The organism is Pseudomonas sp. TH49, assembly GCF_016650625.1.
In the GTDB taxonomy this organism is placed as follows: domain Bacteria; phylum Pseudomonadota; class Gammaproteobacteria; order Pseudomonadales; family Pseudomonadaceae; genus Aquipseudomonas; species Aquipseudomonas fluorescens_H.
Genome location: NZ_JAEKFL010000002.1, coordinates 1,003,817 through 1,030,418 on the forward strand (window position 1 = coordinate 1,003,817; position 26,602 = coordinate 1,030,418).

The window sequence follows — 26,602 nt, forward strand, 5'->3', positions numbered from 1 at the left end:
ACCCACCGCAACGATCACGCTCACGCAAGCCACGCGCAGCGAAGTATCGACTCCTCTCGAAGAGCGGCTTGAGGCCGCTCCAGGAACCACCGATGAATCTTCTTTATTCGCGCACCTTTAACGCTGGCGCACTGAGCCTGTTCTCGCTGATGCCGTTTTTGCCGGCAACGGCCAATGACCTGCCGGCCAATTCCGATGTGCTGCAGACGGTCACGGTTGAGACCCGACGCCGCAGCGAAGATGCCCAGCAAGTGCCCACGGCGATGAGCGTGCTCGGCGCACAAACCCTCGAGGAACAGCGCTTGTATCGCTTGCAGGATTTGCAGCAGGCGATGCCCAGCGTCAACGTCGCGTTCATGCACGCGCGGCAATCGAGCCTGTCGATTCGCGGCTTGGGCAACAACCCGGCCAGCGACGGCCTGGAGGGCAGCGCCGGCATCTACCTGGACAACGTCTATCTCGGCCGTCCCGGCATGGCGGTGTTCGATCTGCTGGATGTCGAGCAGATCGAATTGCTGCGTGGCCCGCAGGGCACCTTGTTTGGCAAGAACACCACGGCGGGGGTGTTGAACATCACCACGCGCCGCCCATCGTTTACGCCGCAAGGCAGCCTCTCCACCTCGGTGGGCGAGCATGGCTACACGCAAAATCAGGCGAGTTTTTCCGGGCCGCTCAATGACACGTTGGCGGGGCGCCTTGCGGTTTATCGCACTCATGAAAACGGCTACGTGAACAACGAGTACGACGGGCACACGCTGGGCGGCGGCGTTCGTCAGGGCTCGCGCGGGCAGTTGCTGTTCCAGCCCAACGAGGACTTCAATCTGCGCTGGCTGGCTGATTATCACGAAGAGGATTCCAGCGCCGGCACACGTTCGTTGTTCAGCACCGGGCCGACCATCAATGGCGTCAACCGCTACGAACGGCGTGCAGCGGCGGTCAGGGCCACGCTGGTCAGCGGTCGTCGGGTCAATCTGGACGCCGATCAGAGCGTCAAGGTGTTTCAGGGCGGGACTTCGCTGGAGGCGAACTGGAATCTGCCTGATGGCTACACGCTGACGTCGATCAGCGCTTATCGGTGGTGGGATTTCACCCCGCGCAATGATGACGAACTCAACGTTGATGTGATGCACAACGTCGGGCAGTCCGCTCGCGATAAACAGTACTCGCAGGAGCTGCGACTGGCCTCCCCGGCGGGGGAACATTTCGACTATGTGCTCGGTGCTTACTACTTCCGCCAGGAAATGAACAACAGCGTCTTCACCGACTACGGCCCTCTGGCAGATACCTGGAACGGCACCCCGCAAGGTGCATTGAACAACGTCACCAGCGTAGGGCATGGCTATGTCGATACCGACAGCTTCGCCACATTTGCTCAGGGCACCTGGCATTTGACCCCTCGCCTGGATTTCACTTTGGGCCTGCGCGGCACCTATGAGCGCAAGCTGGCAGAGGTCACCCGCAACGCGCCTTTGGGCGGCAGTCCGGTCAGCGGCGCCGCAGCGGGCGCTCGGGCGGGAAGGGTTGGTGCTTACGATTCCGGTGACTTGAGCCTGTACAGTTTCAGCCCATCGGCACTGGCAAGCCTCGCGTGGCATGTGAACGATCAGGTGCTGGGCTATGCGTCGCTGTCCCACGGCGAAAAGTCGGGTGGTGTGAACCTCAGCGTCGCCAGTGCCCCGGTCGCCGGTGCCGACTCATTGTTGATCGGCAGCGAAAGGGCCAACGACGCCGAGCTGGGCATCAAAACCACGTTGCTCGATCAACGCCTGTTGCTCAACGCCAACCTGTTCTGGACGGTGGTGCATGGCTATCAGACCAATGCCTACGACGACGTCAATCTGACCAGCTATCTGACCAATGCCGGCTCGGTACGCAGTCGCGGGTTGGAACTCGACAGCAGTTGGCGCCCGCTGCGGGGCCTGACGATCAACCTCAATGGTTCATGGAACGATGTGCGTTATCTGTCTTACGAGGATGCCCCATGCCCGGCCGAGATCGCCTTGCGTCCGGGGGCTCCGGCGGCCTGCGATCTGAGCGGGCATGCCGTGGTGGGCGCGTCGAAATGGATCTTCAACAGCAACGCCGCGTACCAGTGGAATCTGGACGACGGCTTGCAGCCCTACGTCAGCGGTAGCTACGCGTGGCGTTCCCATGCAGTCGGTACAGTGGATGACTCAGCGCAAGGTCAGTTGCCGGGATACGGCCTGGTGAACGTCGCCACCGGTGTGCGTGGCGACTGGGGCAGGGGGCAGTGGGACGTTTCGCTGTGGCTGAAAAACGCCTTCGACAAGACGTACTACACGACGCTGTGGAACTCACCCAACGGTGCGTACACCGGCGTGCTGGGTACGCCGCGAACCCTGGGGATGACCGCGCGTTATGATTTCTGAATGACGTCTGCTGGCGCTGGTTTAAATCACAAATTGCCGACGCCGCCGTCTACCAGCAATTCGGTTCCGACCACGTAAGCCGATTCATCAGAGGCCAGGTAAACGGCAGCTTTTGCCAGTTCCCACGGGGTTCCCATACGGCCGATCGGCACCAGTTGGCGAATCCGCTCGCGCAACGCCTGCTGCTCGGCGGCAGGCAAGCCGAGTTTGTCCAGCGCCGCCGTTTCAGTAGGGCCGGGGCTGAGGCCATTGACGCGAATGCCTCGCTGGATCAGTTCGCCGGAAAGCGTGCGCGCCAGCGACAGCAGCCCGGCCTTGCTGGCGGCATACGCACTGCTTTGCGCGAGACCAATCCTGGCACTGACGGAACCGCAGAGGATCACCGACGACGGATTGGCCAGCAGCGGCATCAGCGCCTGGATCAGGAAGAACGGGCCTTTGAGATTGGTCTGCATGAGCTGATCCCATGCCGCTTCGTCCCAATCTTCGATAGAGCGGTGAGTGACGTCACCGGCGTTGACGAACAGCACGTCCAGCCGCGGCCAGACCCCGGCCAGTTGGAGTGCCAACGCCTGTTGGCCAACGCTGTCGCCAGCATCGCTCTGGATCGCCAGCACAGCACCGCCCAGTTCGTGCCTGACAGCCTGCAAGGCACTTTCGCTGCGTCCAGTGACTGCGACTGTCGCGCCTTCCAGCACAAACTGGCGTGCGGTTTCCAGGCCGATGCCGGAGGTCCCGCCAGTGATCAACGCGAATTTGTTTTTCAGCCTCGACATGTCTTTCGCCTCTGCAACGGGTTGGATAGCCATTCTCAGAGCATTAGTATCCTTTGACCAGTAGGCACCTTTTGCATACCAAGGGACGGACTTGATCCTCATGAACACTCAACAACCGCTGCCAGACACCACGGATTTGCCGCTGAAACCGCTCGCGGGTTGCCCGATGGTCGATTTCGTCAATCTGATTTCCGGCAAGTGGGCCATTCCGATCCTGTACCGGCTGATCGTGCTGGACTGCCCTGTGCGCTTCAGTGATCTGCAGCGTGCGGTGGCGCCCATCACCCAGAAGGAACTGACGCGCCAGTTGCGCCTGTTTGAACAACGCGGGCTGGTGACGCGCACGGTTTTCGCGCAGGTACCGCCCCGGGTGGAATACCGGATCACGGCTCTTGGGAGCACTCTGCAAGGGACGCTGGACTCGCTGGCTGAATGGATGCGCATCAATGCCGATCAGCTTCGCCATCCCCAGTGCGAATAACGCGGATACCCAGGCGCTACGCTGCAAACAGGCCCCAGAACATGCCGATGACCACGACCGCCATCGCCGCTGTGCAACTCCAGCCCAGAACTTTAAGCCCGGGCGCAATGACAAAGGAGCCCATGATCTTCGGGTGCGATGCCATCAACATCATGATGAACATGATCGGCACTGCAATCACCCCGTTGACGACAGCGCTCCACAGCAACGCCTTGATCGGGTCAATCGGCGCAAAGCAGATCAACACACCCAATAAGGTCGACGCCGCGATGATGCTGTAAAACGCTTTGTTGGCCAGGGGTTTGGCCGACAGGCTGTTGCGCCAGTGAAATGTTCCGGCGACGGCGTACGCCGCAGAACCTGCCAGGACGGGAACCGCCAGTAGTCCTGTGCCAATGATGCCGGCGCTGAACAACCAGAAGGCGAACTCGCCGGCAATCGGTCGCAAGGCACTCGCGGCCTGCTCGGACGTCTGGATGTCCGTGAGGCCATGCAGGTGCAGGGTGACAGCGGTGGTCAGCATGATGAAAAACGCGACGATATTCGAGATCCCCATGCCGATCAGGGTGTCGGTATTGATGCGGGTGAAGTTGGCTTTTGCCTGGTTTGGCGCATCGATCAGTGACTGCGCCTGCGGATCAGCCTCCAGTTCTTCGACTTCCTGGGATGCCTGCCAGAAAAACAGATAAGGGCTGATGGTCGTGCCAAAAATGGCCACCACGATGGTGATGTACGCCGGTTTCCACGACAGCTGAGGCCAGGCGGTGTGCTCAACGACCTGGCCCCAGGGAATGTGCACGGCAAACACGATCCCCACATAGGCCAGCAGCACCAGGGTCAGCCACTTGAGTACGCGCACGTAACGCTTATAGGGAATGAACACCTGCAGCAGCAGGGACACGATGCCGAAGCCAACGGCATAGAAGTGCGGCGATCCGCCGATCAACAGCTTCAGTGCCGCCCCCATGGCGGCGATGTCCGCTGCAATATTGATGGTATTGGCAAACATCAACAGCGTGACGATCCCGAACAACAACGGGCGAGGGTAATGCCTTCGAATATTGGTCGCCAGCCCATGCCCGCTGACGCGACCGATCCTGGCACTGATGATCTGAATGCCGACCATCAACGGAAACGTCAAAAACAGGGTCCAGAGGGTATTCAAGCCGAATTGTGCGCCGGCTTGCGAGTAGGTGGCGATCCCGCTGGGATCATCATCCGCCGCGCCCGTGATCAGGCCAGGCCCGAGTTTTTTTACCCATGAACCGTGGCTGACAACCGCAGGCTTCTCGATGGGCGTTTTATTGTTCATTTTTTTCTCAGGGAGAAGGACTGCCACACCTGTTTTGAATGATGTTTTTTTCAACAGGATTCAGAAACGCCTGAAGAGGCGTTGCCACGGGTTTGACTATAGACGCATACCCGGACGTGCACCGGCCCGGGCAGGTTAAGCGGGAAATTTCCTACAGTTTACAGTGACGAATCCTACATGTTCGCCAGTGGCCGTCAGCGATGATTTTCAGCGGAACAAAGTGCTCGTCATTTTCTACGCCCTGAAAGATCCGCTGTCAGCATCGACCGTTACAAGTCAAACAATCGACGGTGTGTTTTCAATGTATTTCAGGTGCGAACTCAGAAGGGCGAGTAGTTGTTTCAAAAATAACTATCCCATCGAGATTCAGTCATGAAAAAGATTGTCGTTGTTACTGCCGCTACCGTTGTAATGGGTCTGGCTTCCCTGGCGAACGCCGCCACACCGCCTACTGGCAACCCGGGCACTATTCGCTTCACCGGTGAGATCGTTTCCGGCGCGTGCGGTATCGATGCCAACTCCCTGGACCAGACCGTTCCACTGGGTCAGGTACCTGCCAACACCTTCAAGGCAATCGGCGATCGTTCGAGCCCTGAGAAGTTCGACATCGTCCTCACCGAGTGCGACACCTCGACCCAGAAAAACGCCCGTTTCACCTTCACCGGTGTACAGGATCCAACCGTTCCAGAGCTGTTCGCCACCACCGGTCTGGCGCAGAACGTCGGCATCCGTCTGCAGGCCAGCGCCGGCGAAATGCTCGACAACGGTAAAGAACAAGTGGCTCCGGTAGTTCTGCAGAACGGTAACAACACCGTTTCGTTTGCTGCCATGTACGAAGCCACTGCGGCCACCGTCACTACCGGTGAAGCCGACAGCGTTGCCAACTTCACCGTGGCTTACAACTGATACGCCCGTATCAGTGAGGTAAGAGAAAGGGGTGCAAACCCCTTTTTTTATTGCGCTTGAATCATTCGATAGGGTTTCTCCCTTGTATCGTCGCACTTTCATTCTGTCCTCTCTTTGGTTGGCAATCAGCCAGGCACAGGCTGTCGAGTTCAATTCGGACTTTCTGAATATTGATAACGACAAGAATGTCAGCCTCGGGCAGTTTGTGCATGCCGACTACACCGTGCCCGGCACTTACTTGCTCGACATTGCTGTCAACCAACGGTACTTCGGCACGCGCTCGATTGAATTCAAACCCGGCGCTGACCCACAGCAGAGTTATGCCTGTCTGACGCTGGATCTGGTGCAGACCTTCGGCCTCAAGCCGCCACTGCTGGAAAGCCTGCCGCGTACGGCGAACGGGCAGTGCGTGGATCTGGCCAGCGTGCCCGGCGTGAGCATCAAATACCTGAAGAACCTGGCACGCCTGGCAATCAGCATTCCCCAGGCGTCGTTCGAGTACGACGACCCCAACTACATTCCGCCGGCAGCCTGGAGCAATGGCTTGAATGGCGCGCTGCTCGATTACCGGGTGATCGCCAACTCGCGTCAGTCATCGGCGTCTGGCAATTCCACTCGTTCGAATTCGGTGCAGAGCTACGGCACGGCCGGTCTGAACTTCGATACCTGGCGCGTGCGTGCGGACTATCAGGCTCAGGTGCGCAACGACAGCCAGGGTGATGACATCGGCGACAAACCGTTTCAGCTGAACCGCTTGTACGCCTATCGCGCGCTGCCCTCGATTCGCTCGAAACTGTCGGTGGGCGAGGATTACCTGAACTCGGACGTGTTCGATACCTTCGCCCTGCGTGGCGCGACCCTGAGCAGTGACGACCGTATGTTGCCGCCCAATCTGCGCGGCTATGCGCCGTTGATCAGTGGTCTGGCACGCACCAATGCCACCGTCACGGTTTCCCAGCAGGGGCGCGTGCTGTATTCCACCACCGTGACTCCGGGCGCGTTCAGCATTCAGGACTTGAACAGCAGCGCCCAGGGCACGCTGGATGTCACTGTGCGCGAAGAAGACGGTACCGAGCAGAAATTTACCGTATCCACCGCAGCGGTGCCGTTCCTCGCCCGTGAAGGCGAGTTGCGCTACAAGCTGTCCGGCGGCCAGCCACGGCTGGACGGCGCGCGCGGGATCGAACCGGGTTTTGTCGCCTCGGAACTGGCGTACGGCTTGCCCCATGACTGGACCGCGTATGGCGGCGTCCTCGCTTCCTCGGGTTATCTGGCTCATGCCGTCGGGCTGGGCAAGGATCTGGGCGCGTTCGGCGCCTTGTCGGCCGACGTCACCACCTCCCGCGCCAAGTTGCGCTGGAACGGTGAGCAAGTCACCGGTAACTCTTACCGCATCAACTATTCCAAGCACTTCGATGGCATTGGCACCGATCTGCGCTTCCTCGGTTATCGCTTTTCCGACAAGACCTTCACCAACTTTTCGCAGTTTATCGGTGACCCCGACTCCTACTCGATGAACGCCGGCAAGCAGCGCTATTCGGTGATCCTCGCCAAGAGTTTCCCGTGGCTGTCCACCAGCCTGTCCTTCGACCATTCCACCTATTGGGATGCGCCGGATGCCGATCGGGTCGGCGTGTCGCTGGCGCGCAGTTTTTCCCTGGGCAACGTCAAGAACATCAACGTCAACCTGTCGGCGTACCAGACGCGCAATGCCTTGCAGAACGACTCGCAGATCTACCTCGGAGTGACCATCCCGCTGGGCGGCAATTCGACGATGTCGAGCAACATCCAGCACAGCGGTTCCGGCGGCTATGCCGGCAATGTCGGTTACAGCCACGACACTGGCGAGGGCGTGAATTATCAGGTTTACGGCGGCGTCGGCGACAACCGCTACGTCAATGCCTACGTCGGCAAACGCACCTCGACGTATCGCGCCAATGCCTCGGTTACGACCGATGGCAGCACCTACAGCTCGGCCACCGGTGAAATTGATAGCTCGCTAGTGGTGACCCGCTATGGCGTGGCGGCCCACGGCAACGGCTCGAACGGCGACACCCGATTGCTGGTGTCCACCGACGGCGTGCCGGACGTGGCGTTTGCCGGTCGTGCCCGAACCAACCAGGACGGTTACGCCGTCATGGATGGCCTGCCGTCGTTTCAGGCCTACGAGGCACGGGTCAACATGGAAAAGCTGCCGCTCAACACTGAAGTCAGCAACCCGATTCAACGTCTGGCGCTGACCGAAGGCGCGATCGGCTACGTGAATTTCCCCGCGGGGCAGGGGCACAACGCGTTCGTCACGCTGCTGTTGGCAGATGGCAGTGCGGTGCCGTTCGGGGCCTCTATTCAGGACAGCAATACCAACAAGGAAGTGGGCATCGTCGGCGAGGACGGAGTGACGTACCTCTTGGGCGTGAAAACCGACGCTCGCCTTGTGGCGCGTTGGGACGACAGCAAAAGCTGCGCCCTGGCCGAACTGCCCGTCGAAGACATCGTGACCAATGTCTCGCATCCCTTGCGCTGCCTGTAGGGCGGCGCCCTGACTTTTCTGGAGATTTCCTATGAATTGCAAACCCAACTTGCAGCGCTGTAAATCGCTGCTCCTGACGCTGTCCATGAGTCTGCCGCTACTGGCCAACGCCGCCGTGGTGCCGGATCGGACCCGGGTGATTTTCGAAGAAGGCGCGCCGTCGGTGAGTGTCACCGTCGGTAATCGCAGCCCGGAACTGCCCTTCGTCATTCAGTCATGGATCGAGGATGAAAGCGGCAAGAAAATCAGCTCGCCATTCATGGTGCTGCCGCCGCTGCAACGGATCGAGGCCAAGGAAAGCACCATTCTGCGCATCGTCAAACTGCCCGATACCGTGTTGCCCACGGATCGCGAATCGGTGTTCTACCTGAACATCCGCGAGATTCCGCCCAAGACTCAGGCGGTCAACGCGATGCAGATTGCGCTGCAATCGAAAATCAAACTGTTCTACCGTCCCAGCGGGGTGAAGAGAGAGCGGGGCGCCGATCTGGCGTTGGGGCTGAACATCAGGATCGACCCGGCTGCCAAGGCGTTGCTGGTGGATAATCCGACGCCGTTTCACATCACCATCGTCGGATTGCAGGCAGGCCCCGAGAAGACCGCGATGCCGATCGACACGGTGATGCTCAAACCGATGAGCAATACCCGTTTTGCGTTGAGCCAAACCGGGTTCAACACCTTGCGGGTGCTGAACATGAACGACTTCGGTGGTCAGACTGATTCGCTGTTCCAGTGCGCCGCCAACGTGTGCAAGGGCGTGCAGAAATGACGGGCTGGTTGCGCCGGCATCGACGCAAGGCGCTGCAAGTGTGCGTCGCGTCGTTGCTGTTGGGGTTTTCCCAGGCGTCGATGGCGCTGTTCTGCAAGTCGATGACCAATGGCGACTATCTGAGCGAATACATCGGCCCAGTATCGGTGCCGGACAGTGTGCCCGACGGTACGATCATCTGGCGTTCAAGAACCCAGGTGGTGCCGGCCCAGTGCTGGAAGCCGTACGATATACACTTTGCCGAAAATGATCCGATCTATTTCTACGGCAACCCGGCACGCCTGGACGCCACGCCATGGGGCATCGAGTTCGGTCTGGTGTACCGAGGCGTCACGGCGTGGGATGGCGACTGGAGTTCCAACCCGGCGATGGGCGTCAACACCGGGTTCGTTTCTCCGGGATGTCCGACGGCGGGCACCGCCGATGAGGTTAAAGCCTGTTCGATGGTCTACCCCAACATCGCGTTTCAGGTGGTGATCCGCAAACGCGGACTGCTACCGTTGCAGCGTCCGACGCAGGATACCTACGACGTGTTCCAGTTCGACGGTCTATACGGTCTGAACGGCGGGCCGTCCAACCCGTCCGGCAACTTCCGTTATCAGCTCAGCGGTTTGCAGAACATCGTCGGCACTGCCTGCACGGTTGATGTCACCGTGACGCCGGAGCCGGGCATCGTCGACTTCGGCGTGGTGCAGAAAACCAGCACCGGTTTCTCCCCGCCCAACCCGACCAAGCCGTTCAGCCTGGCGCTGGACAAGCATTGCAGCACGCCGGTCAATATCGGTGCGACGTTCGTGACGGCCAACCAGCAGGGCGAATACAACATTCTGCCGGCGGCGGACAGCCAGTTCGCGATCCAGATTCGTGATGCGAAAAACAACTTGCTGCCGATCAACGAACCGTTCGACCTGGCCAGTTTTGCCGCGGACGTGAGCCATATCGACGTGCCATTGAGCGCGTCCATGGTGTCGCTGGGTGACCCGCAGGTCGGGCCGTTCAATGCCATCGTGGTGGTGCAGGTCGTTTATCACTGATCGCGACGGCTTGGGCACAGAGGACGCCGGAACAAGTCTTGGGAAATTTCCTACATGACGCAGGGATAAATCCTTCCTCGAAAGGCCCGCCTAACCGCCATCATTGTGCCTTCAGGTTTGCAAAATAATGGAGGTGACGATGACCACCCCACGTGTTCTGGTGATGGAAAAACATGGGTTCGAGCGCAATATTCTGGGCAGGATGTTGCGCCAACTCGGCATACATGACGTGCTGCAAGCCGAAGATGCCGAGCAGGCGATGATCGCCATGCAACGCAGCGGCGGCGTCGATATCGTTCTGTGTGACCTCGGGGGCAAGGGGCTCGACTGCCTGGAGCTGTTGCGTTATGCCAGTCCGATCGGACTGGTCAAAGCCGTGGCCCTGTTCAGCGAACACCAGCCGGAATTGCGTCGTGCGGTGGGGCAGATGGCGAGTCTGTCGGGCCTGCAATTGCTCGGTGTTCTCGATGTGCCGTTGCAATTGGGTGCGCTGAGCCGGCTGCTCAAGCGTTACCGTTGTCCGCCGCCACCTCTATTGCAGGCGTTGGCCGTCACCGAGTTGCCCAGCGAGGAAGAGGTGCGCCGGGGCCTGGCCATGGGCGAGTTCCGTGGCTGGTTCCAGCCCAAGCGTGTGATGAGGGACGGCCGGCTGGCCGGTGCCGAGGCATTGGTGCGCTGGGAACATCCTGAAAAAGGACTGTTGTTACCCAAGGACTTTCTCGCTGCGGTGCTCGCCTACGACTTGATTGACGAGATGTTCAAGCAGTTGTTCGAGCAGGGGCTGAACATTCTCGGTATTTTGCGCCGACAGGGAATTGCCCTGGAACTGGCGTTCAACCTGCACGCTTCGCAATTGTCCAGCCCGAGTCTGATCGAGCACATTCAGCGCACCTTGCAGCGTCATGGCATTTGCGGGTCGGCCCTGATGTTCGAGCTGGCGGAGAACGGTCTGCTGGATCTGCATGCCCAGGTTCAGGAAAACCTGCTGCACATGCGCATGCTGGGGTGTGGTCTGTCGATCGATGATTTCGGCTCGGGTTTCTCGTCACTGAAGCTGTTGTGCCAACTGCCATTCAACCAGATCAAGCTCGATGGCCAGTTCGTGCATAACTTGAGTGAACCGCGAAATCGCGCCATGGTGGCCAGCACACTGGCACTGGCCCGGTCGCTGGACATGACCCTGGTGATCGAAGGTGTCAGCAGCCGGCAAATTCGTGATGCACTGGTCGCCATGGGCTGCCAGATTGGCCAGGGTTTTTACCTGGACAGGCCGATGTCCGGCCACGACCTGCTGCAATGGTTGCACCAGGCAGCATTCGAGGCGCAGAACGTGCCCTCAGATTAGGCGGATGCCTTCCAGAAATTTCCTACAATTCAGTCGGGTTCGTGTACTTTTGTTGAGCTATCGACTGGCCGACGGGTTCATCGTTGCACCATGGACGTCTTGTCACCGGAGTCATCCGGCGTGTCTTACAGGGGTTTACATGTATAAAGCTTTGATTGTGGATGACCATCCGTTCATTCGCTCTTCGGTCAAGATGCTGTTGCAGCACGAACAGTTCGAAGTGGTCGCCGAGGCTGACAACGGTGCCGACGCCGTGCAACTGGCCCGCGAACACTTGCCGGATCTGATCATTCTCGACATCGCCATCCCGAGGCTCGATGGGCTTGAAGTGCTCAGCCGTATCGCCGCATTGCGCCTGCCCAGCAAGATTCTGGTGCTGACCTCGCAGTCAGCGCTGTTCTATTCGATGCGCTGCATGAAGGCCGGCGCCGCCGGTTTCATTTCCAAGACCAATGAGCTGGATGAGTTGGTCAAGGCGATCAAGACTGTGATGGACGGCTACACCTTCTTCCCCAATCTGGCCAACAGCTCGGTGCGCCGCAGCGATGTCGAAGCGACCGATCTGGAGTTGATCCAGAGTCTGTCGGACCGCGAGCTGGTGATTCTGCAGCAACTCTCCATGGGGCTGACCAACAAGGAAATCGGTGACGCGATGCTGATCAGCAACAAGACCGTGAGCACTTACAAAACCCGCCTGATCGAAAAGCTCAACGTCAAGTCGGTGGTGTACCTGGCTGACTTCGCCAAGCGTAACAACCTCATCTGAATGAACAGACTTCTTCAACGATGCCTGGCAGGCGCAGTCTTGCTCTGCTCACTGGCCAGCGGCTTGGCGTGGGCGGCTCCGCCACAGAGCCTGCACCTGCTCGGGCGCTCCAGCGTGGGCGATTACAGCGTCGGCCTGGATGAGGCCGACTGGAGCTGGCTGCGCAGCAAAGGCACGTTGGTGCTCGGGTCTGCGGCACCGGATTACTTGCCGTTCAGTATCACCACCAATGGTCGGGATTATGAAGGCGTAACGGCCGACTACGCCCATTTGCTCGGCGAGCTGTTGCACGTCAAAGTCAGAGTGCAGCGCTACTCATCGCGGGCCGAGGTATTGGCGGCGCTCAAGGCCGGTGAGATCGACCTGCTGGGCAATGCCAACGAGTTTGAAGCCGCCGACCCCGAACTGGTGCTGTCCGAGGCCTACGCCGAAGATCAGCCGACGCTGGTCAGCCGGGTGGGCGACAGCCAGAACCTTGATCCGGAGCTGGCCGACAAGCGTGTCGCCATGCTCTATCACTACTTGCCGCCAGAGACCGTCGAAGCCTTTTATCCAAAAGCGAAGCTGCAGCTGTATCCGTCAACGCTCAGCGCTCTTGGCGCGGTGGCATTCGGGCAGGCTGATGTGTACCTCGGCGATGCGATCAGTGCCAATTACCTGATCAACAAGAACTACCTGAACAACGTGCAACTGGCCGACTTTTCGCGGATGGAAGTGAGCAACTTCTCGTTCGCCCTGAGCCGCAACAATCCGCGTCTGCTGCGCATCATCAACGCCGCGCTGCTGGAGATTCCGGTCACCGAACGCATGACCATCCTGCGCCGCTGGAGCGCCGGCGGCGCAAGCATGCCGGGCCAGCATCAGTTGCATTTCAGCGTCAGCGAACAGCGCTGGCTCGACAAGCATCCACGGCTGCGCGTGGTCGTCGACGACAGTTTTCTGCCGTTATCCTTTTACACCGATGAGGGCGAGTTTCGCGGGATCAGCGCCGACGTGCTGTCCAAGGTTTCGTTGCGCACCGGGTTGAAGTTCGATGTGCAGCGGGTGAACTCGGTTGGGGAAATGATCGAATCGATCGTCAGCAACAAGGCTGACCTGCTGATCACCCTGACGCCCAGCGCCGAGCGCGAAAATGTCCTGCGCTTCACCCGGCCGTACCTCGCCACGCCCTTTGTCCTGGTCAGCCGCACAACCGCCGACAGCCCGAGCACGCTGGATGATATGGCAGGCAAACGTCTGGCGGTGATCACCGGTAATGCCACGCGCGACATGCTCACCGAGCAATACCCGAACATCCACTTGGTCGATGCCGATAACGCTCAGGACGCGATGGCCATGGTGGTCAACGGCGAGGCCGACGCGGCCGTCAATTCGCTGATTACCGCGCGTTACATGATCTCCCGCCAATACCGTGATCGCCTGCGCATTACCAGCACCGTGGGGGTGATGAATGCCCGGATCGCATTTGCCACCGCCCGTGGCTCGCTGGAGCTGTATTCGATTCTGGACAAGGCTTTGCTGAGTATCGCCCCGGAAGAAATGGACGAATTGACCAACCGCTGGCGCAGTGAAGTGGTGGTGGGCGACAGCTATTGGCTGCGTAATCGCACGGCGATCATTCAGGGCTTTGTCGCGGCTGCCGCATTGTTGTTGATTGCGCTGGGCTGGATCGCCTACTTGCGCATGCTGATGCGCAAGCGCAAGCAGGCCGAGCAGGCGTTGAACGATCAGGTCGAGTTCATGCGGGTACTGATCGACGGCACGCCGCATCCGATCTACGTGCGTGATCGTGACGGGCGCTTGTTGATCTGCAACACCGGTTATCTGCAGGTGTTCGGTGTCGAGCGCGAGCAGGTGATCGGCAAGACGGTACTTGAAGGCGTGCTGGGCAATCCTGATGAGGCGGCGACCTATCACCGCGATTACCAGCAGGTCATGCAGGATGGCTTGCCGCAGATTCAGGATCGCAGCCTGAGCATGGTCGACGGTCGGGTGCTGACCATTTACCACTGGATGCTGCCGTATCGCAGCAGCAATGGCGACGTCAGCGGAATGATTGCCGGCTGGATCGACGTCAGCGAGCGCCAGCGTCTGCTTGCCGAGTTGCGCGAAGCCAAGGAGGGGGCCGATGACGCCAACCGCGCCAAGACTACGTTCCTCGCGACCATGAGCCATGAAATCCGTACACCAATGAATGCGGTGATCGGCATGTTGGAACTGGCGTTGAAAAAGGCCGATCAGGGGGTGATGGATCGCTTTGCCATCGAAGTCGCCTCCGGCGCGGCCCGCGGCTTGCTCGATTTGATCGGCGATATCCTCGACATTGCCCGCATCGAATCCGGGCGCCTGTCGCTGGCGCCGGAGCGCGCCAACTTGCGCGAGTTGCTCGAATCGGTGGTGCGCATTTTCGAAGGGCTGGCGCGGCAGAAGCATCTGCAACTGCAACTGGATCTGGATGCGCGGGCCAATCGTGATGTGCTGGTCGATCCCTTGCGCTTCAAGCAGATCATTTCCAACCTGTTGAGCAACGCCATCAAGTTCACCGCCGAAGGGCAGGTGCGCCTGAGCGTGCGGGTCGAGCCTCAAGCCGATGATCAGCACCTGAGTGTGGTCATCCGGGTCGAAGATACCGGGCACGGGATCAGTGAAGAGGATCAGAAACGCCTGTTCAGTCCGTTCACCCAGGCCGCCAACCACAACCAGTCCGCACGCAGCGGTTCCGGCCTGGGGCTGATGATCAGCCGCACGCTGTGCGAAATGATGGGCGGCCAGTTGACCCTGACCAGTGTGTTGCACAAGGGCACGCAGATCGAAGTCACGCTGGATCTGACCACCCTCGAACCGCTGGCGGAACTGCCGCCGGCAGAAACCGAAAACCGTGGATCCGGGCAAAGCCTGAATATTCTGGTGATCGACGATTACCCGGCCAACCGGCTGTTGCTGTCACAGCAATTGAGTTATCTGGGGCATCGGGTGGTTGACGCCGAAGACGGTGCTCACGGTCTTCGGGCGTGGCGCAACGGCAACTTCGATGTGGTCATCACCGACTGCAACATGCCGATCATGAATGGCTACGACCTGGCCCGGGCCATCCGTGACGATGAAGCCGCGCGAGGGTTAAAGCCAAAATTGATTCTCGGTTTCACGGCTAATGCACAGCCGGAGGAAAAGGATCGCTGCCGCGAGGCGGGGATGGATGATTGCCTGTTCAAACCCATCAGCCTGAAGAACCTCACTGCGCGGCTGAGCCAGGTGATGGGCGCCGAAACAACAGTCGAGGTCGGTGCCGAGCCGATGCCCGAATCCACCGAGGTGATGGATCTTGCCAGCCTGGAGCAACTGACCCGTGGCGACGTGGCGTCGATCAAGAGTCTGTTGGGCGACCTGGCCAGCAGCAACAGCGAAGACATGGCGCGACTGATGCAGTTGTTCAGCAAACATGATTTGCCGGGGCTGGCCGACCTGGCCCATCGGGTCAAGGGCGGGGCACGCATCATCAAGGCCAACGCGCTGATCCACAGTTGCGAGGCGCTGGAAACGGCCTGCAACGGCGCGGACTCCGTGCAGGTGACCGAGGCCGTGGATGCCTTGCATCAACACATGGATCGCCTGGCCGAGCACCTCGAAGACTATCTCGCCTGATCCTAACGCCAAGGGCGGCGGGCCATTGCCTGTCTCCCACGCTCTGTACTCCCCAGCACTTTCCCCCCAAAACACCGGCCTTATGCCTGAGGCCGGTTTGGGGCTGTCCTGCGCGCAAATTTTTTGTTTTTCAAACCGTTGCTTGGGAAACGTCCTACAGAGCGGCTTGCAGCCTTCGGATAGTTTGTCGGCACTGACTGTGCACAGGCAGTTCCACAAGCATCAATCCGCGGGGGGAGGTTGCCCCGGGATTACTTTTTCAGGCTGGAGCAGTAGATGACGAATACACAACGGGTAGGTACGTGGGCAGCGTTGCTGGCACTGGTCGCTGCGCTGAGTGCCTGCGCCAGCGCGCCGGCACCGGACGACCAGATTGTCCTGGCGAAAAACGCTGTCAATCGTGCCGTTTCGGCAGACGCCACGCAGTACGCGCCGCTGCAAATGAAAGCCGCTCAGGACAAGCTGTTCCTGATGGAACGGGCCATGGGCGAACGTAACTTCGTACAGGCGCGGACTCTGGCCGAACAGATTGAGGTCGACGCTAACCTGGCTGAACGCCAGGCGCGTGCGGTGAAGTGGCAGCAACAATTGCAGCAGTCCCGCGCCGGCATCCAGGTGCTCAAACAGGAAATGCTGCAGGCCCCGGATACGGGTTTCACCCCATCGGCCAATGCCGGCGAATAAGGAAAAAAACATGCGACATTCAGTACGTATTCCTGCCGTTTCGCTTTTCGCAGTCTTGATGGCAGGTTGCGCCGCACCACCGCTCAACAGTCATCTGCAACAGGCGCACGCGAAGTTCAGCGCGCTGCAAGCGAAGCCGCAATCGAACACGTTGGCCGCACTGGAAACCAAAGACGCGTTCATCGCCCTGAACAAGGCGGACGCTGCGTCGAACAACGATCGTCGTGATCCGGCCATTGATCAGTTGGCGTATCTGGCCAGTCAGAAAATCGAGTTGGCCGAGCAGACCATCCTCGGTCGCGAAGCCGAAGCGAGCCTGAAGAACATCGCCGCCGAGCGCACTCAGGTGCAGCTGGACGTGCGCACCCAGCAACTCAAGGCGTTGCAGGCGCTGAAGGCGAAGCCCACCGAACGTGGCCAGGTCATCACTTTCGGCGATGTGCTGTTCGATACCGGCAAGGCTGATCTGAAGTACGGCAGCCAGCGCAACTTCCAGCAGTTGGCGGATTTTCTCGCGGCCAACCCGGAGCGCAAGGTGCGCGTCGAAGGCTTCACTGACACCGTCGGCAGCGATGAGCTGAACCTGCGTCTGTCCGAGCGCCGTGCTGCCTCGGTGGCTTCGGCCTTGGCGCAATTGGGCGTCGACAGCCACCGCATCATCACCGCCGGCTACGGCAAGCAGTATCCGATTGCCGATAACAGCAGCAGCCATGGCCGCCAGTTGAACCGTCGGGTTGAAGTGATCGTGTCGAATAGCGCAGCAGTGGTCGGCACTCGCAATTAAGGCTGGATTCAGCCGCTGAAACGCCCGCTTTCCGCCTGTCGGTCAGCGGGTTTTTTGTGCGTGAAGCCAGCGCTCACGCAAGGAAATTTCCTACAACGCGACGGGCGTGTTCCTACAGGGTTTGTCCTGTCGCATCTCGATAATGGACCTCGTTGAAAGGCAAACCGCAACCCGGTGAGCCATTCACCAGTGGATGAAGCCCGAGCGGGTTTCCCAAGCCTCCTCATTATCTGGATAACGTTATGAACAAGTTTGCGCTCAAAAGTCTGGTTGCTGCTGTCGTTCTCGCTGCGGGTTCTCAAGCTGCCATGGCGGCTGACGGCGAAATCAATTTCGTCGGCACCGTGACCGACAACACTTGCCCGGTGGTCGTGACTGACCTCAACGGCTCGGCCGGTGCCGGCGATGTTGGCCTGGGCAACGTACCGAAAACCGCACTGGCCAATGTCGGCGACGTCGCTGGCGGCGGTGCCTTCACCCTGACCATCGATACCGGCGCCCCAGGCTGCAGCGTCACCGGTAAAAGCGCCACGGTGAAGTTCCTGTCCCTGAGCGGCAATGCCGGTTCCAGCGGTCAGTGGATTGGCATCACCCCGGACGCCGGCGCCGCGACCAACGTCGCCGTACAGATCAAGGACGCCACTGGCAAAGACGTGCAGTTGGGCCTTGAGTCGGCTCCGTACCTGGACCTGACCCAGCCGTTGCGTTTCACCGCCAACTACATCGCCACCGGTGCTGCGACTTCCGGTCCGGCCAACGCCAAAGCGGCGTTCACCGTCGACTACGAGTAAGCCCTGTTGATGCGCCGCTGCTGTCCTGGATGGCAGCGGCCATCCCCTCGCTCGTGCCAGTGGCCGGGCGGCCAGAGGATGATCGAAATGAAAAAACTGACTTCCCCCTTCAAAACCGCATCGGCCATCGCGCTGCTGCTGGGCAGCACATTGCTGAGCAGCGTCAGTCACGCCGGTGTGATGCTCGGCGGCACGCGGATCGTGTTCGACGGCAGCAAGCGTGATGCGTCCATCACTGTCAGCAACACCACCTCGCAACCGTACATGGTGCAGACCTGGGTCAACACCGAGGCGGATGACATGACCACGGCGACGCCGTTTGTCTCGACGCCACCGTTGTTTCGCCTTGATCCGCGCAAAGAACAGATGGTGCGGATCCAGAAAGTCGCGGGCAATCTGCCGACGGATCGCGAATCGGTCTTTTACTTCAACGCCCAGGAAATTCCGGTGGCCAGTGAGGGCAATGCCAACACGTTGAAGATCGCCATGCGCACCCGGGTCAAGCTGTTCTATCGCCCGACGGGCCTCAAGGGCACCGCGCTGGATGCCGCGTCGCAGTTGCAATGGAGCCTGACGCAGGAGCAGGGCCAGGCCGTACTGGTGGTCAACAACCCTTCGCCGTACCACGTGTCGTTCATTGGTGTGACAGCCAAGTCGGGTGCACAGAGCGTTGAAGTCGCCGAACCGAAAATGGTCGCACCGATGAGCAGCCAGCGTTATCCGCTGCCGGGCTTCAAGGGCACCAGCGGCGAAGTGGTGTACTCCGCGATCAACGACTACGGCGGCTACACCGATCCCAAGAGCGTTGCGCTGAACGGCGCCCGCTGACGCTTCATCCCTTTTCCCTGCGATTGAATCGGCGTGCCACACCTGTGGCGCGGCGGCAGTAGTAGTGAGTATTGCCATGCGAATCGAAGCCTCATCCAGCTCCCGTTTTTCCGTGCCGTTTGCGCCGCTGCCGTTGTGGGTGGCCGTCGTGGCCGCGTGCCTGAGCAACGTCGCCCACGCCGGTGAACCGGCGAAGTTCGATGCAGGTTTCATGCAGTCGTTTGGCGGTGCCAGTGCCGGTCCGAACCTGGACCTGGACGCCATCGGCAACAGCGGCAGCATCGGCCCGGGCACCTACCCGGTGGTGATTCGCCTGAACCAGAGCTTCTTTGATCGTCGCGACATGACGTTCGCCAAAGACGAGGCCAGCGGCGAAGTGCGCGCGTGCCTGTCGCCTGCATTTCTGCAGGAGCTGGGGGTGAAGATCGAAGCCTTCCAGGTGCCCGGCGAAATCCTGCCTGACTGCATGGATCTGGCGGCGCTGATCGACGGTGCGTCGGTGAGCTTCGATGCCGGTCACCTCGCGCTGGACATCAGCGTACCGCAGATCGCCTTGCGCCGCGATGCGGCCGGCTATGTCGCACCTTCGGAGTGGGATCGCGGGATCAATGCAGCGATGCTCAATTACCAGTTTTCGGCAGCGCAGACCCACAGCGATGCGCGCGGTAGCGGCAACCAGTACAACCTCTATGCCAACGGTGGCTTCAACCTTGGCGACTGGCGCTTTCGCTCCAGCTCTTCGTTCCGTCAGGACAAGGAGGGTGGCAGTGACTGGCAGCGCAGCAACACCTATGCGCAGCGCGATATCACCTCGCTCAAGGGCACATTGACCCTCGGCGAAAGCTTTACCCCAGGCGATGTGTTCGACAGCGTGCCGTTTCGTGGCGTGCAACTGGCCTCGGACATGGGCATGTTGCCGGACTCGATGCAGGGCTATGCGCCGATCATTCGCGGCATTGCCGAAACCCAGGCCAAGGTCGAAGTGCGCCAGAATGGCTACTCGCTCTACACCACCTACGTGGCGCCGGGTGCCTTCGAGATCGACGACCTCAACGCCGCCTCGGGCAGCGGTGATCTGGAAGTGATCATCACCGAAGCCGACGGCCGCGAGCGGCGCTTTACCCAGCCGTACGCGACGCTGGCCAACATGTTGCGCGAGAAAACCTGGCGCTACAGCGTCACGGCCGGTGAGTACAACGCGGCCAACGGCGGCGAGCGCCCGATGTTCGGCCAGGCCACGGCGGCGTACGGTTTGCCGTTCGACCTGACGTTGTACGGCGGTTTGCTGGGTGCCGACTTCTATCGCGCCGGCACCGTTGGTGTCGGCAAAAGCCTGGGCAGCCTCGGTGCGGTCTCGGTGGACGTGACTCAGGCGCAGACCGATGTGCCGACGTCGGTCTCGGCCAAGGGTGAAAGCAAGAAAGGCCAAAGCGTCGGCTTGCGCTATGGCAAGGCATTCGAAACCGGCACGTCGGTGCGTTTTGCCGGTTATCGCTACTCCACCGAAGGCTATCGGGATTTCGCCGAGGCCGTGGATCTGCAGCAACCCAACGAATACAGCCAGTTCTCCAAACGCAGCAAGGTCGAGGCCAGCATCAACCAGGCGCTGGACAACTATGGCTCGTTCTACCTGAACATGAGCAAGCAGAACTACTGGGGCACCTCGCGCGAAGACAAGCAGATGCAACTGGGCTTCAACACCCAGTACAAGGGCGTGACCTATGGCGTGTATGCCAGCAAGACCCTGACCGACTCGTTCGGTGACAACAACCAGTTGGTGTTCACCGTCTCGATGCCGCTGGGCCAGTCGCGCAACACTGGTACGTTCAGCGTGACCCGCAACAACGATGGCAGCCTCGATCAGCGTGCCGGTCTGAGCGGACGCGACGGCAACCTCAACTACAGCGTCAACGCCAACCGCGTGGAGAACACCGGCAACAACGGCTCGGCGATGGTCGGCTATCGCGCACCGTTTGCCCAGTTGGGCGCGGGGGTCAGCGTCGGTCAGGGTTACAAGCAGACGTCGGTCAGCGCCGCCGGTTCGGTGCTGGCGCACAGCGATGGCCTGGAGTTTGGCCAGACCCTTGGCGAAACCGTGGCGCTGGTCGAAGTCAAGGACACGCCGAAGGTCGGCGTGCTCAACGCGCCGGGCACCCTGACCAACGACAAGGGCTACGCGCTGGTGCCGTACGTCACGCCGTACCGCAAAAACCGCGTGGCAGTCGACACCAGCGAGCTGGATACCAGCGTCGACATCGCCGAAGGCGTGACCAACGTGGTGCCGCGTCGCGGCGCGGTGGTCAAGGCGACGTTCGCTGCGAGCCGTTCGGAAAAAATCCTGCTCAACGTGCGTTTGCAGGACGGCAAGTTGCTGCCGTTCGGCACCACGGTACATGACGAGCAGGGCGCCAGCGTCGGTGTGGTAGGGCAGGCCGGTCAGGTGCTGCTGTCCGCCGGCAGCGGCAAGACCTACACCATGAAGTGGGGCGAGAAAGCCGCACAAACCTGTGAAATTCAACTGGATATCGGCAACACCCCGGCTACCGATGGTTACCGGGTGATGGATGCCGTGTGTCGAGGAGTTCGTCCATGAAACACATGAAAACGTGGAAAAAGCGCCTGCTGCTGAGCGCATTGGCGGCGGTACCGTTTGTGCTGTCAGAGATGGCGTTGGCCGACTGTAGGTCAACCAGCGCGACCCAGAGCGTGCACCCCATCGGGGATGTGTACATTCCCCAGGATGCGCGTGTGGGATCGACCATCGGTCTGGTCAAGTACACCCGGTTCCCGATCATCAACTGCACGACAACCGTGCCGTTTTCGATCCAGGCCAACATGTTGGGTGCGAAGTTGCCCACGGTCACCGCAGCCATCGGGGCTGTACAAGGTAGCCAGCTCTACGCCACGAACATTCCCGGCGTCGGGGTAGGGATGGTCAACGAGAGTCGCCCCAGCTACCTCTGCCTGACCTCCGGCAGTTGGTACTTTCCGTTGACGTTTGTCGGCTGCAATAGCGGTGGTTTTGCCTCCAATACCAACAACAGTCTGATCCTGATCAAGACAGGGCCCATTCCAGCGGGCAACCACGATTTCGGCAACTTACAGGTGTATACCGTCACGATCGACAACAATGGCACGCCGTTCGACTGGATCGACGGCCGCCTGACCGGCAGCGTGACCGTGGCCGGGTGCAGCATGCCCGAAGGCGTGGGCAGCATCATCGACGTGCCGATGAAAAACTGGGAGCGCCGCGTATTCAACGGGCCCGGCAGTGTGACCGAGACTCAGGGCTTCAACATCACCCTGGAAAGCTGCATTGCCGGAACCTACACCGGTAACCCGACCTGGAACTATTTCAGCGGCAACACCGCCAACATCCGCCTCGACGGCGCCAAAGGTTCGATGATCGTCGATGGCACCCAAGGCGTACTCGGGCTCAACTCCGAAGCCACCGCCAGCGGCGTTGCCGTGCAGGTGTTGAAGAAGGACGGCACGCCGATGCCGCTGGGCGTCGAAGTGCCGGTGATGCCGGTGCAGGATGGCAACACCGTGCTGGAATTTGGCGCACGCTACATCCAGACCGCCGGCAATTCCACAGGCCCACAGCCGGGCAGTGCGACGGCCACGGCGAATTTCACCATTACCTACAAGTAAAGGCATAGAACCTGCGCAGATTCATGTCAGGGTTGTTGGCGTGAAATTATTCGTATAGATTTTCATGAAATTATAAAAACATAATTTCATGAGGCGCCGAATGTTTCAGCAGTCCCAGCAGCATGTCGCCAGCTATTACGCCCACAGTTGCGCCGATATTCTCAGCACACGGCCCGTTCTGGAAGGTGAGCACGACACCGAAGTGGTGATCATCGGCGCCGGTTTCAGCGGGCTGCACACCGCGTTGCGCCTGGCCTTGGCCGGCAAGCGTGTCACCGTGCTGGAAGCCAGTCGTGTGGCGTGGGCCGCGTCGGGGCGTAATGGCGGGCAGGCGATTCTGGGCTGGTCGTGCGACATGCCGCCGCTGGAAGCAGCGCTCGGTTATGAGCGCGCCCGGCGTCTGTGGGACGGCATGCGTTGGGCCGCGCAGGAACTGCGCGAACTGCCCGGGCGGCATGGCTTCGACTGCGACTATCGCCCGGGCCATTTGTGGACTTCGGTGATGCCGCGGCGGGTCAGCCTGCTGACTGAATGGCAACACGAGGCCAGTCACAAGTGGGGCCACGACGGCCTGCAGTTCATTCCCCGCGAAGACCTGCCGCAATGGGTCGCCAGTGAACGCTATCAGGCCGGCCTCTACGACGCCGAAGGTGCGCACCTCAATCCGCTGAAACTCGCCCTTGGACTGGCTGCCGCCATCGAGCGTGCCGGCGGGCGCATTCATGAACAAAGCAAAGCGTTGAGTTATCAGCAGGAGGGCAACGGTTTTCGGGTCAACACCGAGCGCGGCTCGGTGAAGGCTGATGTGCTGGTGCTGGCCTGCAACGCCTATCTCGATCAACTCGATCCACAACTCTCAAGCTGCATCCTGCCGGTCGGCACCTACCAAGTCGCCACCGCGCCGCTGACGCCGGAGCAAGCCACCGCGCTGCTGCCGAGCAACGTCTGCGTGACCGACAACCAGTTCGTCCTCGATTACTTCCGTCGCACGCCCGACAACCGCTTGCTGTTCGGTGGCGGCTGCACTTACCTGGGCGGTATGCCCAAGGACATTGCGGCGGCGACTCGGCCGTTTCTCGAGCGGGTGTTTCCGCAACTCAAAGGGGTCGCTCTGGAGTTCGCCTGGGGCGGGCACATCGACCTGACAATCAAACGCACCCCGGACGTTGGCCGTGAGGGTGATCGCTATTGGTTGCAGGGTTACTCGGGCCACGGCGTGCTACCGACGCTGGCCGCCGCCCGCGCCGTGTCCGAGGCGATTCTCGGCAAGGAGGATGAATTGGCGTTGTATCAGGGCCTGAGCAATGGCCGCTTCCCCGGCGGCAAATACCTCGCCGCGCCGCTGGAAGCGGTCGGCAAGGCCTGGTATCGACTGCGCGACAGCATTTGATGAAAAATTTTCTGGAAACCCGGCCATGAACAAGCAAGAAGAAATCGCTGCGCTGGCGATCCTGATCCACGACCTGCGCAAGCACAAGAAATACACCCTCAAAGAGCTGGCCGACAAAATCGGCCGTTCGGTGGGTTTTCTCTCGCAAGTCGAACGCGGCCTGTCGCGCCCGACCGTGGCCGACCTCACCGCGATCAGCGAAACCCTTGGTGTGCCGACCACTTATTTTTACAGTCTGCCCAAGCCCAAGGAGTTGCCGTGGGTGACCCGCCCGGACGAACGCCGCACGCTGTATTACGCCAACGGCATCACCGACATTCTGGTGTCGCCGCAGATGCGCGCGTCGTTCTTCATGCTCGAAAGTCACCTGGAACCGGGCGCGAGCAGTGGCGACCGGCACATGAGCGACAGCTCGGAGCAGGGCGGCTACGTGCTCGAAGGCGAGCTGACCTTGTGGCTGGGCAACGACGACGAGCCGGTCACCTTAAGGGCCGGCGACAGCTTTCAATTCGACAGTCACACCCATTGCCGCTACGGCAACCTCACGGGGCAGCTCACCCGTGTGCTCTGGGTCTACACCTGATAACAACAAAGGATGAACACGATGGACGCTGTTTGCTCTGACCTGCTCGCCGAAGTGCGCGCGTTTCGCCAACGCTACCCCGAAGTGCGTTATGTCGACCTGATTTCCCTGGACATTCCGGGGCACTTCTACGGCAAGCGCTATCCGGTGGACATGCTCGAAAAAGTCGCGGCGGGCAGTGCACTGAAACTGCCGCAGAACTGTGTGCTGCTGGGCGTGCAGGGCGGTCTGTTCAAGATTGGCGATTACTGTTTCAACGACGGCGACCCGGACGCCGTGCGCCGGTTGGTGCCCGGCACTCTGAAGCCGGTAACCTGGGAAAATCAGCCGCTGGGGCAGATGCTGATTACCTCCGACGGCACCGCCAAACCCATCGAGTTCGAACCTCGTGAAGTGTTGGCGAAGGTACTGGATAGACTGGCGGCCAAGGGCATTCACCCGGTGGTGGCATTCGAACTGGAGTTCTATCTGTTCGATAAAAAACTGCGCGACGGCCTGCCGCAATTCCCTCGGGACGCGCTGACCGACGACGCCGATGATCAGCCGAACATGCACATCGAACGCCTGTCACGCTTTGCCCCGGTGCTTGATGAAATGGTTGAGGCGACAAGGGCTCAGGGTATCGACGCCACGGTGATCACCGCAGAGCTGGGGCCGGGGCAGTTCGAGATCAATTTCGGCCATCTGGACGACGGCTTGCGCGCAGCCGACTGGGCGGCGCTGTTCTGTCGCAGCACCCGTGGCGTCGCGCTCAAGCATGGCTATCGCGCCAGCTTCATGGCCAAGCCGTACGTGGAGCATCCGGGCAGCGGCATGCACGTGCATGTCAGTTTGTATGACGCGGCCGGCAACAACCTGCTGGCCGCCAATCACCAGCAAGCGCTGCGTCATGCGGTGGACGGCTGCCTGGACTTGCTGCCGCACAGCATGCCGATCTTCGCCCCAAACCAGAACGCCATGCGCCGCTTGAGCGGCACGGTGAACACCGCGACCAAGGCGAGTTGGGGTTACGAAGACCGCGATGCGTGCCTGCGCATCCCCGAGTCGGACACGAAAAACCTGCGCATCGAATACCGACTGGCCGGTGCCGACGCCAACCCGTATCTGGTGCTGGCGGCGATTCTGGTGGGCCTGGAACATGGTCTGGAATCAGGCAAGGAACCGATTCCGCCACTCAACGACGACCGCGACAGCGGCATCGACTTTCCGACGGAAATCCTCGATGCCGTGCGCGCGTTGCAGCATCAGCCGCAACTGCGGGCGGGACTGGGCGCCGAGTTTGTCGACGTGTATTGCGAGAACAAGCGTCAGGATCACCTGGCATTCATGCAGGAGATCAGTGCGCGGGAGTACCGCTGGTATTTGTGATCCCTGGTTCAGAACTCCACTTGAGTCAGGGGCAGGGGCCGCGATGACCGAATGGAATTTAGCGCCGGTGAATTCCATCGCTCATCAAAATTGAAGAGAGTGCCCCGAGATATTTTGAACACTGGGCGTGAAGATGGCGAAAGAACGGCTTCGAATGACGTCTGGAGATAACCAACGCCATCCCGTGCAATGTCTGCGTTGAGTTGGAAATAGTTGACTTTGGCTGGCAGCTATCGGCCAAGAGCGGACGTTTGCGCGCTCCGGAACAAGCCGTCGTTCACTACTGTGAGTAAGGTGCGTTATCTGCCGACTGATGCCAAATAGATCCATGGGCTCGGCAGAGCTCAACGGAATATCTGTCGCACAACATTTCGATGGCGGCTTTATCAAGTGCCTGATCTGAAGAGGAGATTGACCCACCACAGGTCAGGTACAAGTACAACGCAGCCAGGGCCTCCAGCCTCGACGAGTTGGACTGCACGGTAAACCTTGAGACATCTACCTCGCTCGCATGGATTTCGATGTAAGGGTCATCGCTCTCTCTGTCCTTCACATACAGGTATGTCCAA

At 60.3% G+C, this 26,602-nt stretch carries 20 protein-coding genes; 18 read left to right on the plus strand and 2 right to left on the minus strand.

The genetic code is table 11. From position 1 onward, the window contains the following. Positions 1 to 149 precede the first annotated feature (149 nt). Entirely contained in the window at positions 150 to 2,390 is a 2,241-nt protein-coding gene (locus JFU48_RS22040) for a TonB-dependent receptor (RefSeq protein ID WP_242486738.1), read from the plus strand. Between the two features lie 26 nt (positions 2,391 to 2,416). On the opposite strand, the gene JFU48_RS22045 is transcribed toward JFU48_RS22040, so the two are convergent. Beyond that, positions 2,417 to 3,166: an SDR family oxidoreductase gene (locus JFU48_RS22045; protein WP_201137653.1), complete on the minus strand. Its 750-nt coding sequence runs from the start codon at positions 3,164 to 3,166 to the stop codon at positions 2,417 to 2,419. A gap of 100 nt (positions 3,167 to 3,266) precedes the next feature. Between JFU48_RS22045 and JFU48_RS22050 the strand changes: the two genes are divergently transcribed. Next, positions 3,267 to 3,647, plus strand: coding sequence for a winged helix-turn-helix transcriptional regulator (locus JFU48_RS22050; RefSeq protein WP_201138509.1), 381 nt, complete (start codon positions 3,267 to 3,269; stop codon positions 3,645 to 3,647). Positions 3,648 to 3,663: 16 nt separating this feature from the next. Here JFU48_RS22050 and JFU48_RS22055 read toward each other — a convergent pair whose 3' ends face one another. Next, the gene (locus JFU48_RS22055) at positions 3,664 to 5,013 is read right to left on the minus strand and encodes an NRAMP family divalent metal transporter (RefSeq protein ID WP_242486695.1); all 1,350 of its coding nucleotides are present in this window, start codon (positions 5,011 to 5,013) and stop codon (positions 3,664 to 3,666) included. Positions 5,014 to 5,331: 318 nt separating this feature from the next. On the opposite strand from JFU48_RS22055, the gene JFU48_RS22060 reads away from it, so the two are divergent. The 16 genes from JFU48_RS22060 (at position 5,332) to JFU48_RS22135 (ending at position 26,033) form a co-directional block, all read left to right on the plus strand. Then, positions 5,332 to 5,865: a fimbrial protein gene (locus JFU48_RS22060; protein WP_103483453.1), complete on the plus strand. Its 534-nt coding sequence runs from the start codon at positions 5,332 to 5,334 to the stop codon at positions 5,863 to 5,865. Between the two features lie 82 nt (positions 5,866 to 5,947). After that, positions 5,948 to 8,395 (plus strand): fimbria/pilus outer membrane usher protein, encoded by a 2,448-nt coding sequence (locus tag JFU48_RS22065; protein ID WP_226499325.1) that lies wholly within the window; start codon positions 5,948 to 5,950, stop codon positions 8,393 to 8,395. A gap of 31 nt (positions 8,396 to 8,426) precedes the next feature. Further along, positions 8,427 to 9,164, plus strand: coding sequence for a fimbrial biogenesis chaperone (locus tag JFU48_RS22070; RefSeq protein ID WP_103520413.1), 738 nt, complete (start codon positions 8,427 to 8,429; stop codon positions 9,162 to 9,164). Beyond that, positions 9,161 to 10,198, plus strand: a complete 1,038-nt coding sequence (locus tag JFU48_RS22075; RefSeq protein WP_201137654.1) for a fimbrial protein — start codon at positions 9,161 to 9,163, stop codon at positions 10,196 to 10,198. The genes JFU48_RS22070 and JFU48_RS22075 overlap by 4 nt, the downstream gene beginning before the upstream one ends. Before the next feature lie 139 nt (positions 10,199 to 10,337). Then, positions 10,338 to 11,543 carry an EAL domain-containing response regulator gene (locus JFU48_RS22080; protein ID WP_242486696.1) on the plus strand — a complete coding sequence of 402 codons (1,206 nt, stop codon included), beginning with the start codon at positions 10,338 to 10,340 and terminating at the stop codon, positions 11,541 to 11,543. A gap of 139 nt (positions 11,544 to 11,682) precedes the next feature. Next, positions 11,683 to 12,309, plus strand: coding sequence for a response regulator transcription factor (locus tag JFU48_RS22085; RefSeq protein ID WP_103483451.1), 627 nt, complete (start codon positions 11,683 to 11,685; stop codon positions 12,307 to 12,309). After that, the gene (locus JFU48_RS22090; protein WP_201137655.1) at positions 12,310 to 15,951 is read left to right on the plus strand and encodes a transporter substrate-binding domain-containing protein; all 3,642 of its coding nucleotides are present in this window, start codon (positions 12,310 to 12,312) and stop codon (positions 15,949 to 15,951) included. Positions 15,952 to 16,227: 276 nt separating this feature from the next. Beyond that, positions 16,228 to 16,635, plus strand: coding sequence for a DUF4398 domain-containing protein (locus JFU48_RS22095; protein ID WP_103483449.1), 408 nt, complete (start codon positions 16,228 to 16,230; stop codon positions 16,633 to 16,635). A 10-nt stretch (positions 16,636 to 16,645) separates the two neighbouring features. Next, entirely contained in the window at positions 16,646 to 17,419 is a 774-nt protein-coding gene (locus tag JFU48_RS22100; RefSeq protein WP_201137656.1) for an OmpA family protein, read from the plus strand. 242 nt (positions 17,420 to 17,661) lie between these two features. Beyond that, entirely contained in the window at positions 17,662 to 18,210 is a 549-nt protein-coding gene (locus tag JFU48_RS22105; RefSeq protein WP_201137657.1) for a fimbrial protein, read from the plus strand. 87 nt (positions 18,211 to 18,297) lie between these two features. After that, positions 18,298 to 19,038 (plus strand): fimbrial biogenesis chaperone, encoded by a 741-nt coding sequence (locus tag JFU48_RS22110; RefSeq protein ID WP_201137658.1) that lies wholly within the window; start codon positions 18,298 to 18,300, stop codon positions 19,036 to 19,038. A gap of 76 nt (positions 19,039 to 19,114) precedes the next feature. Beyond that, positions 19,115 to 21,631, plus strand: coding sequence for a fimbria/pilus outer membrane usher protein (locus JFU48_RS22115; protein WP_201137659.1), 2,517 nt, complete (start codon positions 19,115 to 19,117; stop codon positions 21,629 to 21,631). Continuing rightward, positions 21,628 to 22,692, plus strand: a complete 1,065-nt coding sequence (locus JFU48_RS22120) for a fimbrial protein (protein ID WP_201137660.1) — start codon at positions 21,628 to 21,630, stop codon at positions 22,690 to 22,692. The genes JFU48_RS22115 and JFU48_RS22120 overlap by 4 nt, the downstream gene beginning before the upstream one ends. A 100-nt stretch (positions 22,693 to 22,792) precedes the next feature. After that, positions 22,793 to 24,082 (plus strand): NAD(P)/FAD-dependent oxidoreductase, encoded by a 1,290-nt coding sequence (locus JFU48_RS22125; protein WP_201137661.1) that lies wholly within the window; start codon positions 22,793 to 22,795, stop codon positions 24,080 to 24,082. 25 nt (positions 24,083 to 24,107) lie between these two features. After that, on the plus strand, positions 24,108 to 24,665 hold the full coding sequence (locus tag JFU48_RS22130) for a helix-turn-helix domain-containing protein (protein ID WP_201137662.1): 558 nt from the start codon (positions 24,108 to 24,110) through the stop codon (positions 24,663 to 24,665). Positions 24,666 to 24,686: 21 nt separating this feature from the next. Continuing rightward, entirely contained in the window at positions 24,687 to 26,033 is a 1,347-nt protein-coding gene (locus tag JFU48_RS22135) for a glutamine synthetase family protein (protein ID WP_201137663.1), read from the plus strand. Positions 26,034 to 26,602 lie beyond the last annotated feature (569 nt).

Excerpts from the sequence above, each read along its gene's own strand:
- JFU48_RS22040 (WP_242486738.1), top strand. The coding sequence starts at position 150 with ATGCCGTTTTTGCCGGCAACGGCCAATGACCTGCCGGCCAATTCCGAT.
- JFU48_RS22045 (WP_201137653.1), bottom strand. The coding sequence starts at position 3,166 with ATGTCGAGGCTGAAAAACAAATTCGCGTTGATCACTGGCGGGACCTCC.
- JFU48_RS22050 (WP_201138509.1), top strand. The coding sequence starts at position 3,267 with ATGAACACTCAACAACCGCTGCCAGACACCACGGATTTGCCGCTGAAA.
- JFU48_RS22060 (WP_103483453.1), top strand. The coding sequence starts at position 5,332 with ATGAAAAAGATTGTCGTTGTTACTGCCGCTACCGTTGTAATGGGTCTG.
- JFU48_RS22070 (WP_103520413.1), top strand. The coding sequence starts at position 8,427 with ATGAATTGCAAACCCAACTTGCAGCGCTGTAAATCGCTGCTCCTGACG.
- JFU48_RS22075 (WP_201137654.1), top strand. The coding sequence starts at position 9,161 with ATGACGGGCTGGTTGCGCCGGCATCGACGCAAGGCGCTGCAAGTGTGC.
- JFU48_RS22080 (WP_242486696.1), top strand. The coding sequence starts at position 10,338 with ATGACCACCCCACGTGTTCTGGTGATGGAAAAACATGGGTTCGAGCGC.
- JFU48_RS22085 (WP_103483451.1), top strand. The coding sequence starts at position 11,683 with ATGTATAAAGCTTTGATTGTGGATGACCATCCGTTCATTCGCTCTTCG.
- JFU48_RS22090 (WP_201137655.1), top strand. The coding sequence starts at position 12,310 with ATGAACAGACTTCTTCAACGATGCCTGGCAGGCGCAGTCTTGCTCTGC.
- JFU48_RS22095 (WP_103483449.1), top strand. The coding sequence starts at position 16,228 with ATGACGAATACACAACGGGTAGGTACGTGGGCAGCGTTGCTGGCACTG.
- JFU48_RS22100 (WP_201137656.1), top strand. The coding sequence starts at position 16,646 with ATGCGACATTCAGTACGTATTCCTGCCGTTTCGCTTTTCGCAGTCTTG.
- JFU48_RS22105 (WP_201137657.1), top strand. The coding sequence starts at position 17,662 with ATGAACAAGTTTGCGCTCAAAAGTCTGGTTGCTGCTGTCGTTCTCGCT.
- JFU48_RS22110 (WP_201137658.1), top strand. The coding sequence starts at position 18,298 with ATGAAAAAACTGACTTCCCCCTTCAAAACCGCATCGGCCATCGCGCTG.
- JFU48_RS22115 (WP_201137659.1), top strand. The coding sequence starts at position 19,115 with ATGCGAATCGAAGCCTCATCCAGCTCCCGTTTTTCCGTGCCGTTTGCG.
- JFU48_RS22120 (WP_201137660.1), top strand. The coding sequence starts at position 21,628 with ATGAAACACATGAAAACGTGGAAAAAGCGCCTGCTGCTGAGCGCATTG.
- JFU48_RS22125 (WP_201137661.1), top strand. The coding sequence starts at position 22,793 with ATGTTTCAGCAGTCCCAGCAGCATGTCGCCAGCTATTACGCCCACAGT.
- JFU48_RS22130 (WP_201137662.1), top strand. The coding sequence starts at position 24,108 with ATGAACAAGCAAGAAGAAATCGCTGCGCTGGCGATCCTGATCCACGAC.
- JFU48_RS22135 (WP_201137663.1), top strand. The coding sequence starts at position 24,687 with ATGGACGCTGTTTGCTCTGACCTGCTCGCCGAAGTGCGCGCGTTTCGC.